Consider the following 14,785-nt stretch of genomic DNA (forward strand, 5'->3'; position numbering starts at 1 on the left):
ATTTTGGGAGGAATCCGATCCGCTGAAAACACAAAAACGCTACCGAAGATCAGGGCTTCAGTAGCGTTATCTCTCGCTAATACTATGAAAAAAGGTACTCTTGGGTAAACCAGGACGGTACGAACCGGATACCAACGGTAATCGAACAAACCAGATTTATAAACGCATTGGCAAATAGCAGGGAAAAACTGAGAGCCGCCTTAGACTCTGCTTAGAATTCGCTTAGAAAAAAAGGAAACTATCGCGGAATAGAAATTCGACGGAGCCTAAATACGCGTCTTTTGTAAACACGGACGCTCGGTATTTGCCCGGTTTGATAGGTCCGTTGGGAGTAAGGGTAAAGGAAATTCGTTGCGGATTACGGCTGAAGTTCACCGTTTGGGTAGCGTGAACGGGAATCACTTCATTGACATCGGACAGCACAACGGTGGTGCTTCGCAAAGGAGCCATCATCGCATTGTGCTGACTGTCGGTCAGGCTTAGAAACAAATCATGCGTACCCGCTATCTGGAGCTCGGCAGGTATATCGAGCGAAACCGTCAAGTCGTGGACTTTTTTGGCTTTGGCCGTTTGCTTATGGTTTGACTTAGTTGCTTCAACCAGAAAAGCATCGCCCGTAATGGTTGAGATGGGAACCTTGGTTGACAGGCTTGTGGTCAGATTTTCTACCTTTTTCTGTAAGTCTTTGTTCTGGCTGAGTAGCAACTGGTTCGAATTGCTTAACCAGCCGATTTTATCCCGCATGGCTTCAAGTTGATTTTCCAGACTGTCGCGGTTGCTGGTAAGGGTGGTAAGCTGGTCGTTGAGTTGTCGAATCGTACGGCCTTGACGACTCGACTGTTGACGGTATCGCCCAATTTCAGCCGTACGTTTATTCACCACATGGTGTAAATCCGTTATGTGATTGTCGAGCGATGCGCCGTTGTCTGTTGCGGTTTCGAGCTGACTTTCCATACTACGAATATCGCCCTCCAATCGAAGCTTGACCGACAGGAGCGAGTCGGCTCTCAGTTCGTTAAAATCATTCAGTTTTGTTAACCGCCAGCTTTTTGTCCAGTAATAAGCGCCCGTAGCCAATAAGAAAAGCATCAGCGCTGTTACCAGGCTTGTGGTCAGTTTGGTTTGCTGTTCAGTAGTTTCCGTTGCCATAGCGATTTGTCTGTTTATTGATAGTACAAACCTGCTAGTTAGCTGTTACAGTGGGCTTAAAGACTGCTTAGAATTTGCTTAGAATCCAATGTACGGTCAACTAGATGACCAATTCGGGCGTTAATTGCGGAAACGATTGTAGTTCACGAACAAATGGCCGATAAACCTTCCCGATATGCGCAGGTGCTGGCCTGGCTGGATCAACACATTATTAAACGGCTGTACACCGAACGTGTCCGGCGAGTCATTTTACAAAGTTTACCTTTTTGGGTAGCATCCTTACTGACGGGCCTGGTGGCCGTAGGGTACGAAGAGTTGTTCGTTTGGGCTGAGGAAACCAGCTTTACCTGGATGCACCGGCAACCACTCCTGGTTTTTGCGGTGACGCCCATTGCCTTCGTCATTGCCTGGTTGCTTGTTGCTAAACTGGCTCCTGCGGCACGGGGCAGCGGTATTCCTCAGGTAATGGCAGGCATTGAACTGTCGAAGCCAACAGCCTACGGTCATACGGGCTATCTGCTGAGCTTACGCGTTGCCGTTGTAAAAGTCCTGAGCAGTGCCGTCCTGCTGATTGGTGGTGGAGTCATTGGCCGTGAAGGACCAACTATCCAGATTTCGGCGGCTATTTTTCGGGCCATCAATCGACTGCAACCCGCTGGCTGGCCACAGTTGTCACGGCAGATTGCACTCGTTACGGGCGGGGCCGCTGGTCTGGCCGCTGCGTTCAATACGCCACTGGGCGGTATTGTTTTCGTTGTAGAAGAACTAACGCAGACGCACATCACCCGCTTCCGAACGGCGGTTTTTACGGCGGTTATCATCGCCGGTATGACAGCGCAGGCAATTCAGGGGCCGTATTTGTACCTGGGATTTCCCCGCGTCAGCGCTTCGACGGGGTGGTTTCTGGGTATTGTGGTGTTCGTCGCTATGTTTTGCGGATTGGCGGGCGCTCTCTTTGCGAAAACGTTGCTGTGGGTGAATGGGTACCGTCGGCGGTTTAAGACGATGCCTCAGCAGGCGGCCTGGGTTGCTGGGTGCGGTCTGGTTCTGGCGGGTCTGGCTTTTTGGGTGGGTACCGATGCCATCGGAACGGGAAAACCCATTATCAATCGGCTCTTATTTCAGAATGATCACCTGACACCGTGGTACCTTTTTCCGGTGCGCTTTGCTGGTATGGCGCTGAGCTACAGTGGGGGAGCCGCAGGCGGTGTGTTTGCTACCTCGCTGAGTGCGGGAGCTATTCTGGGCGATGCCCTGTCGCGGCTGGTAAACGTAACACCCAGCGATACAAATCTGGTGATCCTGGTTAGCATGGTCAGTTTTCTGACGGGGGTGGTGCGTTCACCGTTTACGGCGGCCATTCTGGTGCTTGAAATGACAGATCGCCATTCGGCTATTTTTCAGCTCTTGCTCGGTGGCCTGATGGCCCAGGGTGCTGCCTCATTGATTGACCCGGTTTCGTTCTACGAGCACCTGAAAGAAGGCTTTGTCCGGGAAGCAATGGCGCAGCCGGTTACAAGAGAAAACCGCTCAGAATCTTCAAGGACAGAGTAAACTATTATTAAAGGTTCTGTCTATCAATTGGATGCGCTGGTTAACGGGTGATTTTTATACCTTCACGGGTGCATTCGAAATACTTGATTACTATTCCGGAACCTGCTTACGATATGATTGCTGATGATAAAAAGACACCGAAAGAGAAGCGACCTGATTTGTTGTCCCAGTTTAAGGTATTCCTGAAAGAACGCTTTAGCCTGGATGAAGACAAAGATGACGAAGTCGAGGTGATTCAGTCGATTAGCCGGGGCATCGAGTTTCGGGGCATTAATTTGTGGACCTTGATCTTTGCCATCTTTATTGCCTCCATCGGGCTAAACATCAACTCACCGGCGGTCATTACGGGAGCCTTCCTGATCTCACCGCTCATGGGGCCGATTATGGGTATCGGTATGGGCGTCGGTATCAACGATCTGGCGATGATCCAGCGGGCGCTGAAAAACCTGGGGATCGCCGTGTTTATCAGTTTGTTGACGTCAACGGTGTATTTTGTGCTGAGCCCGCTTCATCTCGCTCAGTCTGAACTACTAGCGCGCACATCGCCCACCGTTTGGGATGCGCTCGTCGCCTTTTTTGGGGGGTTAGCGGGTATCGTTGCCGGGTCGCGTCGGGAAAAGGTAACGAACGTTATTCCGGGGGTTGCCATTGCTACGGCCTTGATGCCGCCCCTCTGCACAGCCGGTTATGGCATTGCTACCGGAAATTTGTATTACTTCGCCGGAGCCTTTTACCTGTTTCTGATCAATGGAATCTGTATCAGTTTAGCTACTTTCCTGATCGTACGATTTTTACGGTATCACCAAAAAGAGTACCCGTCACCAGCTACCGAACGGCGCGTGCGGCAAACGATCTGGCTGGCCGTTCTCATCGTAATCATTCCCAGCACGTACCTGGGCTATCAGATCGTTCGCAAGACGATTTTTGAACAGTCAGCCAAGCGATTTGTGGCTAACGAATGCGACTTTCAGTACCGACAGGTGATCAAATACGATGCTCATTTTAATCGAAAACAAAGTCGAATTGAGCTTACGCTGGTGGGAGAACCGTTGCCCGCCGACTCGATTAATCTGCTGACGGCAAAATTACCAATGTATGGGCTGACCGATGCGGAGCTGGTTGTTCGACAGGGCACATTCAAAGACGCGCCGGTTGATGTTGACGCCATTGCCAACACGGTCACCGAGCAGGTTTTTCGTTACAATCAGGCGTCGATTGCGATCAAGGATCAAACGATTGATTCATTACGTCGCTATATCGAACTCAACCAGACCTCACACCTACCGGTTGCCGATTTACGCAATGAATTGAAAACGCTTATGCCCGACGTTCAGACGTTTACGGCTGCGCGCTCGCTGGTGTTGAATTCAAACAGCGCGAAGCCCGATACGGTGACGCTGGTCTACGCCAAATTTTCCCGTAGTCACACAGCCGCTGAGCGTCGGCGTATTGAGAGTTGGTTACGGACGCGCACAAAAAGCAAACGAATCAAGCTGCTGATCGAATAGCAACAGCTACAAAATAAGAGGGCGTAGCAGCTACCGTAGTAAGCTAGGCAAGTCGACCAGCCAAACAATTAACAGCGAGAGAAGAAACAAAATACCCATAAAAATCAGCAACCAGTCTGGTTTTCGGGGTTGATCGTCGTCGAATAGAGGCACGTTTTTGCGTTTGTTTGGAAATGATTAGGCGAAACAAATCGAAGTAGGCGAGTACCGCAAGATTCGATCATTAGTAAACGATGTCGCGAATAGCCTTACAAATACGGCTGTTACAGTAGTACCAAAAATCGGTCATGCGACTTAAGATTGCCTGAAAATTTCCTTAGAATCTGCTTAGAGATACTTACTGCCGAGTTAGCAATATGGTAAAGGCAGTAGGCTGTCCTGGAGCAGATGATACGGTTAGTTGCCCACCATGCAGGCGCACAATCCGCTCGACTAATGACAAGCCTACACCGTACCCGCTTACATCGGCAGTTTGACGGCTGCGGTAGAACGGCTCGAAAATATAAGGAATATCAGGGGCCGGAATAGGAGGCCCTTCGTTTAAGACCTGGATCTGAAGCTGATCGTTTCCAGCGTTGATGGCGATAACGGCCTGTCCATCGTCGGAAAACTTACAGGCGTTTTCAGTGAGATTTTTTAAGGCGGTGCACAGCAGCGTTTTATTGCCCCGAACCGTCAACTGATCGGGGTCGTCGGGTAGTTCGCCGAGATCGATACGTACCTGATAGCGAGGATTAATAGCGTTTACTTCGGAACGGATGTCCCAGGCGGTTTCATCGATGCGTACCACATCGGTCAGCAGACTACCAGCATCGTCCATATTGATCTGCGACAGTTGCAGCAGTTCATGGGTTAGGCTAGCTAAGTTCGTGACATCGTCAAGAACAGACCGCATGGTTTGCTGGTAAGCTTCCGGGTCGCGCTGGTTCAGCAGGCTGACTTCGAGTTGCGAGCTGATCTGAGTGAGCGGATTTTTTAATTCGTGCGATACATTGGCCACGAACATGCGCTGTAGTCGAAACGATTCGGCAACTCGGTCGAGTAGCTGGTTGATGGTTGCCGATAGCCTCCCGATTTCGTCATTATCCTGGCGGATGGGTAGCCGTTCGTCCCGGTTGTTCGGAAAGATGGCATTGAGGGTCTGGTCAATCCGCTGCATGGGCCGAAGCGCATCCCCGGCAAAAAACCATCCCGAGAAGATCGTGATACCAATAGCCAGAAAAAACAAACCGACCATTGCCCAGATCAGTTGCCGCAGAAAAGCGTCACCGTATACGTTTTCGGCGCTTGCTAGCACGACATACATACCCGATGCGGTCATAAATCGAATACCGGAGACGTAGTAAAGACCTTGCCGAAAATCTTTTCTTTTTTTCTGCCGGATGGATTCGATCTGACTGGCCGAAACGTCAAGCGAAATGGCGTCGTTGGTTTCGTATATGACCGAATCGCGATTGTCGAATACTTTAATCTTTTGATTTGGAAGCTGATCTTTCCGGATGCGGCTCAGCTGGTGGATTAGTTGTGCATCCAACCGATGAAGAATAAGCATCTCGCCCAGCGTATTGGCTTTCCGGTCGAGTCGGCGGTAAAAGTCAGAAGCGATGAAGTACCAGCAAAAGGCATAGATGCTCACAAAGGCCAATAGCAAAATGGCCGATACGAGTCCCGTAAAACGAATTGCTAGGCGATTCCGAATAGTCATGAGCAGGTATCAGCCAGCCGCAATCTTTGGCTGGTTATTCTTCTTTAAAAACATAACCCATACCGAACTGGGTATGAATAAGCTTTTTAGGGAAATCCTTATCAATTTTTTTGCGCAGGTAATTGATATAAACCTCAACCACGTTAGTCCCCGTATCGAAGTTGAGATCCCAGACGTGTTCGGCAATGTCAGGCTTCGACAAAACCCGTCCCTGATTGCGCATCAGAAATTCCAGCAGCGCAAATTCACGGGCAGTCAGGTCGATAAGCAGGCCGTCGCGTCGCACGGTTTTGGCGTCCAGGTTCATCTCAATGCCACCGTACCGCAACGTTTGGGCCGTCATCGAGACCTGCGTGCCGCGCTTTGTCAGGGAGCGGACACGGGCCAGCAGTTCGGCAAATTGAAACGGTTTGGTTAGGTATTGATCCGCCCCGGAATCGAAACCCGATATGCGATCATCGACTTCACCCAGCGCGGTCAGCAACAAAATAGGCGTCGTCAGGCCCTCGGCCCGTAGCTGACGGCACAGTTCAAAACCGTTCAGGCCAGGTAAGATAACGTCGGAGATGATGGCTGCGTAATTGTTTTTTAGGGCCAGCCGCTTGGCAATCAGTCCGTCGTAGGCGATGTCTACCTCAAACTGACTTTCCTCAAGCCCCTGCCGAATTGCTTGCAGCATTTTAGGTTCATCTTCGATCACTAAGAGTTTCATGGTGGGGTAGAGGAGTTAAAAGTAAACAAGCGACTCCGCGTCAACGACTGTAGCTGATTATAGAGAATAAGTCAGAACGCGAGGTCATGGCTATATAGGTCTAAGCAGCTATGACCTCGCTCCTGGAAATAGTTGCTGTTAGTGGTTGATGGCTACTTCGTCGAGTTGTTGCAGCAGCATCTCCACGTCACGCTGGCGAGCTAGCCGGTAGCGGGCATTAGTGATTCCAGCCCCAACTTTCAGGGTGTACGCCCAGTTGGGCAACTGACGAAACATATCCTCGTCGGTCGTGTCGTCGCCCATGCTGACAATGAAATCGTAGTCCGTCTGTTCAAAAAGTTTTTGGGCAATGGTGCCTTTGCTATGCTGCGCTGTTCGCACTTCAATAACCTTACTGCCCTGCATAACCGTTAATTTGACTGCCGACGGCGTACTGAGCAATCGTGTCGCCAGTTCAACGGCTTTTGTCTCGATGTCTTCGGCTTTAGCATTCCGGTAATGCCAGACAATGGTCGTTTCTTTCTCTTCGATAAAAGACTCTGGATAGGCGTCAACGTATTCGTTCATCGTTGCCCGGACCGGCTCGATCCAGTCGCTGGCGGGCATATCCAGTAGTTGCCAATCCTGATCCGGTTTTTTGATAAATGAACCGTGTTCGGCAACCAGCGTTACCGGAAATCCCCGAAAAGCATTTTCCAGAAATGCCCGGTTGCGGCCGCTGATAATCGCCAGATCGTTCTGCTCGGCTAATCGGTGTAATACCGGTTGCATCGTTGGCGATAGCTGCGCTTTCGCGGGGTCGTTGACAATGGGAGCGAGCGTTCCGTCGAAATCGACCAGCAATAGCCGGTGCTGGGCTTTCTGATACGCATCGATAAAGGATTGAATCGGCAAGTTCGTTGCCAGTTCTGATTGCCAGGATTCGTCACTCATAAAGGCAGATAAAAAATTATGACTCCATCGGAAAACGTTGTGATTCTGAAGATGTTGCCGCATTTTTTGCATGCGGTCCTGTTGCTCGGCGGGTTGCATCTCCAGGGCTTCTTTTATAGCCGCCGTTACCTCCTGGGTATCTGTTGGGTTAATAATGAGGGCATCGGGCAATTCCTGAGCGGCACCCGCCAGCTCACTTAAGATCAATACCCCCTGATTGTCGCGACGGCTGGCGATGAATTCCTTACAAACCAAATTCATACCGTCGCGGATTGGTGTAATGAGGGCCACGTCGCAGCAGGTGTAGAGGGCAAGCAATTCCGTAAACGTCAGCGACAGGTACGAGTACACGATAGGCCGCCAGCCAATGGTACCAAACAGACCGTTGATACGTCCGACGGTTTCTTCGATCTCTCGTTTTATTTCCTGGTAATGACCGATTTTGTCCCGTGAGGGGACAACCGTCATAACGAACGTTACATTGTTATGCCAATCGGGGTTTTGGGTCAGGAAACGTTCATAACCTTGCAACCGGTAGGTGATGCCCTTTGCGTAATCGAGCCGGTCAACCGAGAAAATGATTTTGTTGCCGTTCAATAACTGCTGATAATGCTGCCGCATCTCCGCAACGGCTTCGAGCTGGCTGCCTTCATCAAACTTGGTAAAGTCGATACTAATCGGAAAATCGCCGACGAAAACCGACCGATTGTCCAGCACGACGCGTTGTTCAATGATGGGTAACCCAACCACTTCCGACACATTGTGCATAAAGTGCTTGACGTAATCGGCTGTATGAAAGCCCACCACGTCAGCGCCCAGGAGCCCGTTCATCAACGCCTGCCGCCAGGTGCGGGGCAGTAGTTTGATGATCTCGAAGGTAGGAAAAGGAATGTGGAAAAAATAACCGATTGTGGCTTCCGGAACCGCTTTTCGCAGCAGATCGGGCAGTAACATCAACTGAAAATCATGAATCCAGACCAGATCGCCGGGTTCGATGATGGAGGTCAATTCCTCCAGGAAGCGGTTATTTACCTGTTGATAAGCGTCAAAATAATTTTCCTGAAACGAAGCGAAGGTCGGGAAGTAGTGGAAAAGTGGCCAGATCAGATCGTTACAGAATCCTTCGTAAAACGCCTGATGAACATCTTCGTCCACAAAAACCGGGTGGGCGACAAAGTGCTCATCCTCAAACGCCGACTGCTGAATGTCTTTCAGACTGTTATCGCAATGACCGATCCAGTGAATTTTGGGTCCGCTGTCGCCAGCCGATTGCCCCATCTGTTCGGCCATGGAAAGGACTGCAGAAACCAGTCCGCCTGAGTTCTGGAAAAGACTAACTCCTTCTTTGGTTTGTTTGATGCTAAAAGGTAATCGATAGGCTACAATAATTAGTCGTTTGTACGTTCCATTGAGATTGCTCATGTAGTTTTTGCGCTCCATAACTAGAGCTTGGTACCAGTACAAAAAACGGTCGGTTAACTTAAAATGTTCTTAGTCAACTATTAGAAAATCCTTAGAATCTGGTCGGATTGGCTTTTAAATACGCTTTCGACAAAGTGCGTACGAGTTTGCCACTGTTGTTGGCAACGGGGCGGACCATTTCTTTTACTCGGCTAAACATGTACCTTGCGACCCCGAATCCGATACTAAACGGACCTCGGATCTGCGTATGGAAACTGGACATACTACTGCTGCTGTTGGCCTTACGATGGCAGATCATACAATTTCACCGCAACGTATTCATGTTTCTTCTGAAGTTGGTACCCTAAAACGCTTACTGATTCACAGCCCTGATCGGGGTTTAGGAAAAGTGGTGCCGTCCAAAGCGCAGGACTGGCTCTTTGAAGATATTGTGCACCTCGACATGATGCGTCGGGATGAGTACGATTACTATGTTAAGCTTCTTTTATATTTTTTAGATCCTGATAAAGTACAGGGGAAAATAAAGGAACTGGGACCCGACAGCGACCGGTCCTTTTTCAAACCCGATCATGCGGATTACTTTCAGTCGGATAAGGTAATTGATATTCAGCGGCTACTGGCCGATATCCTGGCCGACGAATCGATTCGGATTCGGTTAATTGCCGCCATCTGCGGTATCGAGCGGACATCGTTCCGAACGCAGCAACAGCTCAACGAGTACGAGCCGGCAGAATTGGCCAAGATTATGATCTCGGGTTCGCTGCCGGATCTGACGATGCTGTTTGCGCCACTGCCTAACTTTATCTTTACCCGCGATATTGGTATTGTCATCAACGATCATATTCTGCTCAACAAGCCCGCCAAGCTTGCCCGCACGCGCGAAGCGTTGTTGACCCAATACATCTTTTTTAATCATCCGCTGTTTGCCGATTATCAGGACAAGATCATTGAAATACCGGATAACGAACACGCTTTTTTGTTGCCCGATGTGGACGTAAATCGGGATGTGACGCGCTCAACGCTCGAAGGGGGCGATGTGATGATGATTGCCAAACGCCACCTGATGATTGGCGTTAGTGAACGAACAACGCTGTATGCCGCCCAGCAGGTTATGCGACTGGTATTCGATAAAAATCTGGTCGATACGGTTACGGTTCTTAAGATTCCTAAAAAGCGGGATTACATGCACATCGATACGATTTTCACGCAGGTGAAGCGTAACGTTTGGGTGCTGCTGGGAGCGCTGGCTCGCACGGGAGACGACGTAAAACAACGGGACGTTATTCATTTTTTTGCGCCTAAAGACGTATCGGAAGACCTTAAAATTCTTCAATTTATCAAAGGTCTGGAGCACAAGCCCATTGAGATTGAGAACCTTGAAGATCTGTTAGCCGACATCAGCAAGAACGATCTGGGAGCCACCGAACCTGCCCGGTTTATCTACTCCGGTAACAACGAATTTCCATTTGGAGCCAGAGAGCAATGGACCGATTCCTGTAACTTGCTGGCCCTGAAAGATGGCGTTGTGATCGGGTATGACCGGAACGAAAAAACGGCGGAGGCATTCCGACAAGCCGGTTTCGATGTAGTAGGAGCCGCTGTTTTACTGGACCGTTTTGAGCGTGGAGAATCGTCGCCGGAAACGATTGAAAATACGTTTATCATGCTGCCCTCGGCGGAGCTAAGCCGCGCTCGTGGCGGTTCTCATTGCATGAGCCTGCCTCTGCTAAGGGAAGAATTATAAGAATGGCGCGTGTCCTGGCCGGATGCCTGTGGGTAGATGGTCAGGACACTTTTGCGTTGATTTATGTAACTTGCTTTCTAATTCTGACTAACCAAGTAATCCATGCAATCACAGGCTACTTCGAGAATTCTCATGATTCGTCCGGTTAATTTCGGATTCAACACCGAAACCGCCGATTCCAATGCGTTTCAGAATCGTGATCTGGCTGCGCAGGCGAAGGATGTAGCTCAGGAAGATGCACAGCGCGAATTCAACGAAATGGCGCGCCAGCTTCAGGCTATGGGCGTTGAGGTAATGATCTATGACGACACGACTGATCCGTACACACCTGACTCGATTTTCCCCAATAATTGGGTGTCGTTTCATGCCAGCGGCAAGGTAGTTCTGTATCCGATGCAGGCTGCAAACCGTCGGCTCGAACGACGTCCGGATATCATCAACGATCTGGCCGAACGGTTCGACGTGGCTAACATCATCGATCTAACCTATTTTGAGCAGGAAGGTAAATTTCTGGAAGGAACGGGTAGCCTGGTGCTGGATCGGATGAACCGGGTTGCTTTTGCTGGTCTGTCGCCCCGCACGCATCCTGATGTGCTGGCGGAGTTTGCGCGCCGGACGGGTTATCGGACGGTCTCCTTTCAAGCGGCTGATGCAAACGGAAATGCCGTTTATCATACCAACGTGCTCATGTGCATTGGCGATACGTTTGCGGTCGTTTGTCTGTCAGCAATCACCGATCCCGACGAGCGACTGATGGTTCGGCAGGAACTGGAACGATTGCAAAAACGAGTGATTGATATTTCGCTGGAACAGATGGCCAATTTTGCCGGAAACATGCTGATGGTTCAGACGCAGAAAGGGCAAAAACTACTTGTGATGTCAACCCGTGCTTACCAGTCGTTGACGCCTAAGCAAATTGACCTGCTGGACGATTACGTAACGCTGTTACATTTCGACCTTTCTACAATCGAAGGCAATGGCGGTGGTTCGGCCCGGTGTATGATGGCTGAGGTACACCTGCCGATAAAGTAATAGGCAATCGGTATGGCTTATGCTGGCAGACGTTGAACGACAGACGTACCGATCACCATAAGCCATACATTACAGCGTTGTCCCCTCCGCAGACTGGTAAATGCGTCCGACGATTTCCTGCAAAATCGCGCCCTGGGCTCCCGTGCACACCGTAGAGGGCTTTCCCTGGCAGGCATCTAGAAAAGCAGCTGTATTTTTCAATTGAATATCAACTTCTTCCAGATACGGAAATTGAACATCGGCCAGCTCACCGGCCAGTTCGGTATGAAGTGTAAACGGAAATAAGTTGACTCCGCCTTTACTGCCGAAAATCTCCAGATTTCGGTTTCGGTCGGACTGCGCATTCAGCGCGAACGATGCAGACAGCATAATCGACGCTTTGTTTGGAAACGAAAGGTAAGCGGTGCCCGCATCTTCAACGCCAAACTTTGCAGGGTCCCAGCTGCCCATAAGCCCTTTTCCTCCGGCCTTTCCAATGAGATCGTACGTATTGCCTAGGACCTGATCGGGGGTTGGGTAGTCCAGCGCACAGAGCGCCAAGTCGAGTACGTGTACACCAAGATCCATGAGTGCACCACCGCCCTGCATCGCTTTGTCGGTAAAATGTCCCCAGCCCGGAATACCGCGCCGACGCAGGAAGTTGGCTTTGATGTGATAAATATCGCCCAACAACCCATCCGCCTTGCAGCGCATCAACAACGCCCATTCGCTCGTTTGTCGGAGCTGGAGGTTGTAAGCCAGTGTCAGTCCTTTTTCTACGGCCAGATCAGCCATCTCACGGGCGTTCTGGGCGGTTATAGCGGGCGGCTTCTCGCAGAAAACATGGCAGTTGTGCGCCAGTGCTTCCATCGTCTGTGGATAATGCAGGTAGTTGGGCGTACAGATCACGACCACATCGGGGGCACATTGACGGTACAGTTCCGCCGTATGGGCAAAAGCGTGTGGAATATCGTGTTTATCGGCCAGAGCGCGGGCTTTACCAAGATCGCGGCTGCAAACCGCCACAACGGCTACCTGATCGGACAACTGCTTCAGCGCAGGAATATGGTTTTTATCGGCAATGTTTCCACCGCCGATGATGGCTGCTTTCAGAATCGACATGCCGTAAAGAAACGAAAGACGACTGATTTACTGACATGTTCACCAGATGTAGGCAACGAACTTTTACTCTTTTTTTAAATTTTGTTTGCACATACAAATATTAGCTTATACTTTTGATCCACCAATCTGAAAGAAGAGTTATGAACGTAACAAATGAAGTAGTAGAAGGGGAGAAAACCGAAACCCGGTTTAGTGCCTGTCTACTGTTTTCTGCCAATGCGCTGGCTCGGGCCATCACGGCGATTGGTGACGAGGAGTTCGGAAAGTTTGGGATGTGCTATTCACACGCGTATCTGTTGTGTGAAGTTGTCGGACAGCCGGGTATAACCCCATCGCAGCTAAGCGAAACGCTTTACCTGACGCCATCGACAATCACTCGGTTGGTGGAAAAGTTAGAGCAAAAGCAGTTGGTTCGGCGCGAATCGGAGGGTAAAAAAACCCTGATCTATCCGACCGCCGAAGGAGAAGCGCTGCAACCTGCCATTTCCCAGGCTTGGGATAAAGTAGGCGAACGCTACTCAAAAGCAATTGGCGAAACAAACGTCTGCCAGTTGACGCAGCAGGTTTTTAAGGCTACCCAGGCATTGGGCGAAGGCCTGTAAGACCTATTTTTACAAAATTTGTTGTATGTGCAAACAAGATAACTACTAACCGCTATGAAAAACGATAAAGAAGCCATCGGATTGATGATTGGCGAAGGAAATACCGCCACCAAAGATATTTGCCGGTTATTAGCGAAAGAAGGTATAACGGCGCTTGTAAAACAAAAGGAGGCAAGTACTCCGGAGGTTGATGATATGCCAAAACAGTGGTCTGGACAGCCTGGAAAAGATCTTTTCTTTAACGGCTGGAAACTGCTCTTTTAAGAGCCTGACGCTGACATAGGCTTTATTCCCTGATTCGTAATTTTGATCTAAAATATACGTCTAAGCTATTCCCAGCTTGATCAGGCGTAGGTGAGCAAATCTACCTGAATCTGATCGCTATGATTTGTTAACAGAGCCTCTAACGAGGCTCTTTTTTGTTTATGACTTGAGTGGTTGATTGTATCGCTCTGGTTACGTAGAAAATTATATTTTTGATAGGGGCAACGTTTTCATGACAGGCTGCATCTTTGATAAAAATCAACTTATTTACCGATGAAGACCCTTATCACTACTTTCTTACTGGGCAGTATTTTCTTTATCAGTCAACCGACGAACGCTCAGGACGGCGTTGTTGGGAATGGCCAGATTGTCAAGCAGCAACGAAACCTCACTGCCTTTTCTAAATTAGCGGTCCGCGTGGGAATGCGGGTACGTATCGCCACTGGAAACGCGGGTCAGGCCGAACTCGAAGGCGAAAGCAACGTACTCGAACACGTAGTCACTGATGTGAAAAATGGAGAGCTGACGATCATGTTTGATCCGGATACCCACATCAAGAACACGAAAGGCGTTACGGTTACGGTTCATGTTCCTAAACTCAGTCAGGTGCTGGTTAGTACGGGCTGCTCCGTTACGTCCGATCTACCGATTCAGTCCGATAACCTGGCCGTAACGGTAGAAACGGGTAGCCGATTGAATACCCCAGTCAACACGCAAAAACTGACGCTGACCGTTCGGGATGGATCGCAGGCTACAGTACAGGGAACGGCAGCCAGCGCCAATATCCGACTGAGCAGCGCGGGTAAACTCGATGCCGCCAAACTAACAATCGAACGTGCCGATGTAAGGCTGGATGCCGCCAGCCAGGCGACTATTCACGTTACCGAAACACTGGCGGCTTCGGCTGATGGCGTTAGTACGATTCGCTACTCGGGAAATCCAACCGTAACAGCACAGGAGGCAACGGGCTTGTCGAAAATCCGTAGGCAGGAATAAACAAATTGGCTGATTTGCGGATTAAACGAGGAGCCGCTTTTCAATGAAGCGGCTCTACCGTAT

Annotated in this window: 12 protein-coding genes; 7 read left to right on the top strand and 5 right to left on the bottom strand. The window is 49.9% G+C overall.

Going from position 1 to position 14,785, the window contains the following annotated elements; all coding sequences use genetic code 11:
• Positions 1–222: 222 nt before the first annotated feature.
• The gene (locus LQ777_RS05440) at positions 223–1,149 is read right to left on the bottom strand and encodes a hypothetical protein (protein WP_232561507.1); all 927 of its coding nucleotides are present in this window, start codon (positions 1,147–1,149) and stop codon (positions 223–225) included.
• 153 nt (positions 1,150–1,302) lie between these two features.
• Between LQ777_RS05440 and LQ777_RS05445 the strand changes: the two genes are divergently transcribed.
• Both LQ777_RS05445 and LQ777_RS05450 read left to right on the top strand, forming a co-directional pair.
• Positions 1,303–2,703: a chloride channel protein gene (locus LQ777_RS05445; protein ID WP_232561508.1), complete on the top strand. Its 1,401-nt coding sequence runs from the start codon at positions 1,303–1,305 to the stop codon at positions 2,701–2,703.
• A 113-nt stretch (positions 2,704–2,816) separates the two neighbouring features.
• Entirely contained in the window at positions 2,817–4,211 is a 1,395-nt protein-coding gene (locus LQ777_RS05450) for a DUF389 domain-containing protein (RefSeq protein WP_232562803.1), read from the top strand.
• A gap of 337 nt (positions 4,212–4,548) precedes the next feature.
• Here the strand turns inward: LQ777_RS05450 and LQ777_RS05455 are convergent, their stop codons facing one another.
• The 3 genes from LQ777_RS05455 to LQ777_RS05465 form a co-directional block, all read right to left on the bottom strand.
• Positions 4,549–5,916, bottom strand: coding sequence for a sensor histidine kinase (locus LQ777_RS05455; RefSeq protein ID WP_232561509.1), 1,368 nt, complete (start codon positions 5,914–5,916; stop codon positions 4,549–4,551).
• Between the two features lie 34 nt (positions 5,917–5,950).
• On the bottom strand, positions 5,951–6,628 hold the full coding sequence (locus LQ777_RS05460; protein ID WP_232561510.1) for a response regulator transcription factor: 678 nt from the start codon (positions 6,626–6,628) through the stop codon (positions 5,951–5,953).
• 138 nt (positions 6,629–6,766) lie between these two features.
• Positions 6,767–9,001 (bottom strand): bifunctional alpha,alpha-trehalose-phosphate synthase (UDP-forming)/trehalose-phosphatase, encoded by a 2,235-nt coding sequence (locus tag LQ777_RS05465; RefSeq protein ID WP_232561511.1) that lies wholly within the window; start codon positions 8,999–9,001, stop codon positions 6,767–6,769.
• Positions 9,002–9,269: 268 nt separating this feature from the next.
• On the opposite strand from LQ777_RS05465, the gene LQ777_RS05470 reads away from it, so the two are divergent.
• Entirely contained in the window at positions 9,270–10,727 is a 1,458-nt protein-coding gene (locus LQ777_RS05470) for an arginine deiminase family protein (protein WP_232562804.1), read from the top strand.
• A gap of 102 nt (positions 10,728–10,829) precedes the next feature.
• Complete coding sequence (gene ctlX, locus LQ777_RS05475; RefSeq protein WP_354004176.1) at positions 10,830–11,759, top strand: citrulline utilization hydrolase CtlX; 930 nt, start codon at positions 10,830–10,832, stop codon at positions 11,757–11,759.
• A 69-nt stretch (positions 11,760–11,828) separates the two neighbouring features.
• Here the strand turns inward: ctlX and LQ777_RS05480 are convergent, their stop codons facing one another.
• Positions 11,829–12,860 carry a Gfo/Idh/MocA family protein gene (locus LQ777_RS05480; protein WP_232561513.1) on the bottom strand — a complete coding sequence of 344 codons (1,032 nt, stop codon included), beginning with the start codon at positions 12,858–12,860 and terminating at the stop codon, positions 11,829–11,831.
• A 140-nt stretch (positions 12,861–13,000) separates the two neighbouring features.
• On the opposite strand from LQ777_RS05480, the gene LQ777_RS05485 reads away from it, so the two are divergent.
• From LQ777_RS05485 to LQ777_RS05495, 3 genes are all read left to right on the top strand, one after another.
• Positions 13,001–13,462 (top strand): MarR family winged helix-turn-helix transcriptional regulator, encoded by a 462-nt coding sequence (locus LQ777_RS05485; protein ID WP_232561514.1) that lies wholly within the window; start codon positions 13,001–13,003, stop codon positions 13,460–13,462.
• A gap of 54 nt (positions 13,463–13,516) precedes the next feature.
• Positions 13,517–13,726: a hypothetical protein gene (locus tag LQ777_RS05490; RefSeq protein WP_232561515.1), complete on the top strand. Its 210-nt coding sequence runs from the start codon at positions 13,517–13,519 to the stop codon at positions 13,724–13,726.
• 273 nt (positions 13,727–13,999) lie between these two features.
• Positions 14,000–14,722, top strand: a complete 723-nt coding sequence (locus tag LQ777_RS05495) for a head GIN domain-containing protein (protein WP_232561516.1) — start codon at positions 14,000–14,002, stop codon at positions 14,720–14,722.
• Positions 14,723–14,785 lie beyond the last annotated feature (63 nt).

The sequence above is a fragment of the Spirosoma oryzicola genome, from assembly GCF_021233055.1.
In the GTDB taxonomy this organism is placed as follows: domain Bacteria; phylum Bacteroidota; class Bacteroidia; order Cytophagales; family Spirosomataceae; genus Spirosoma; species Spirosoma oryzicola.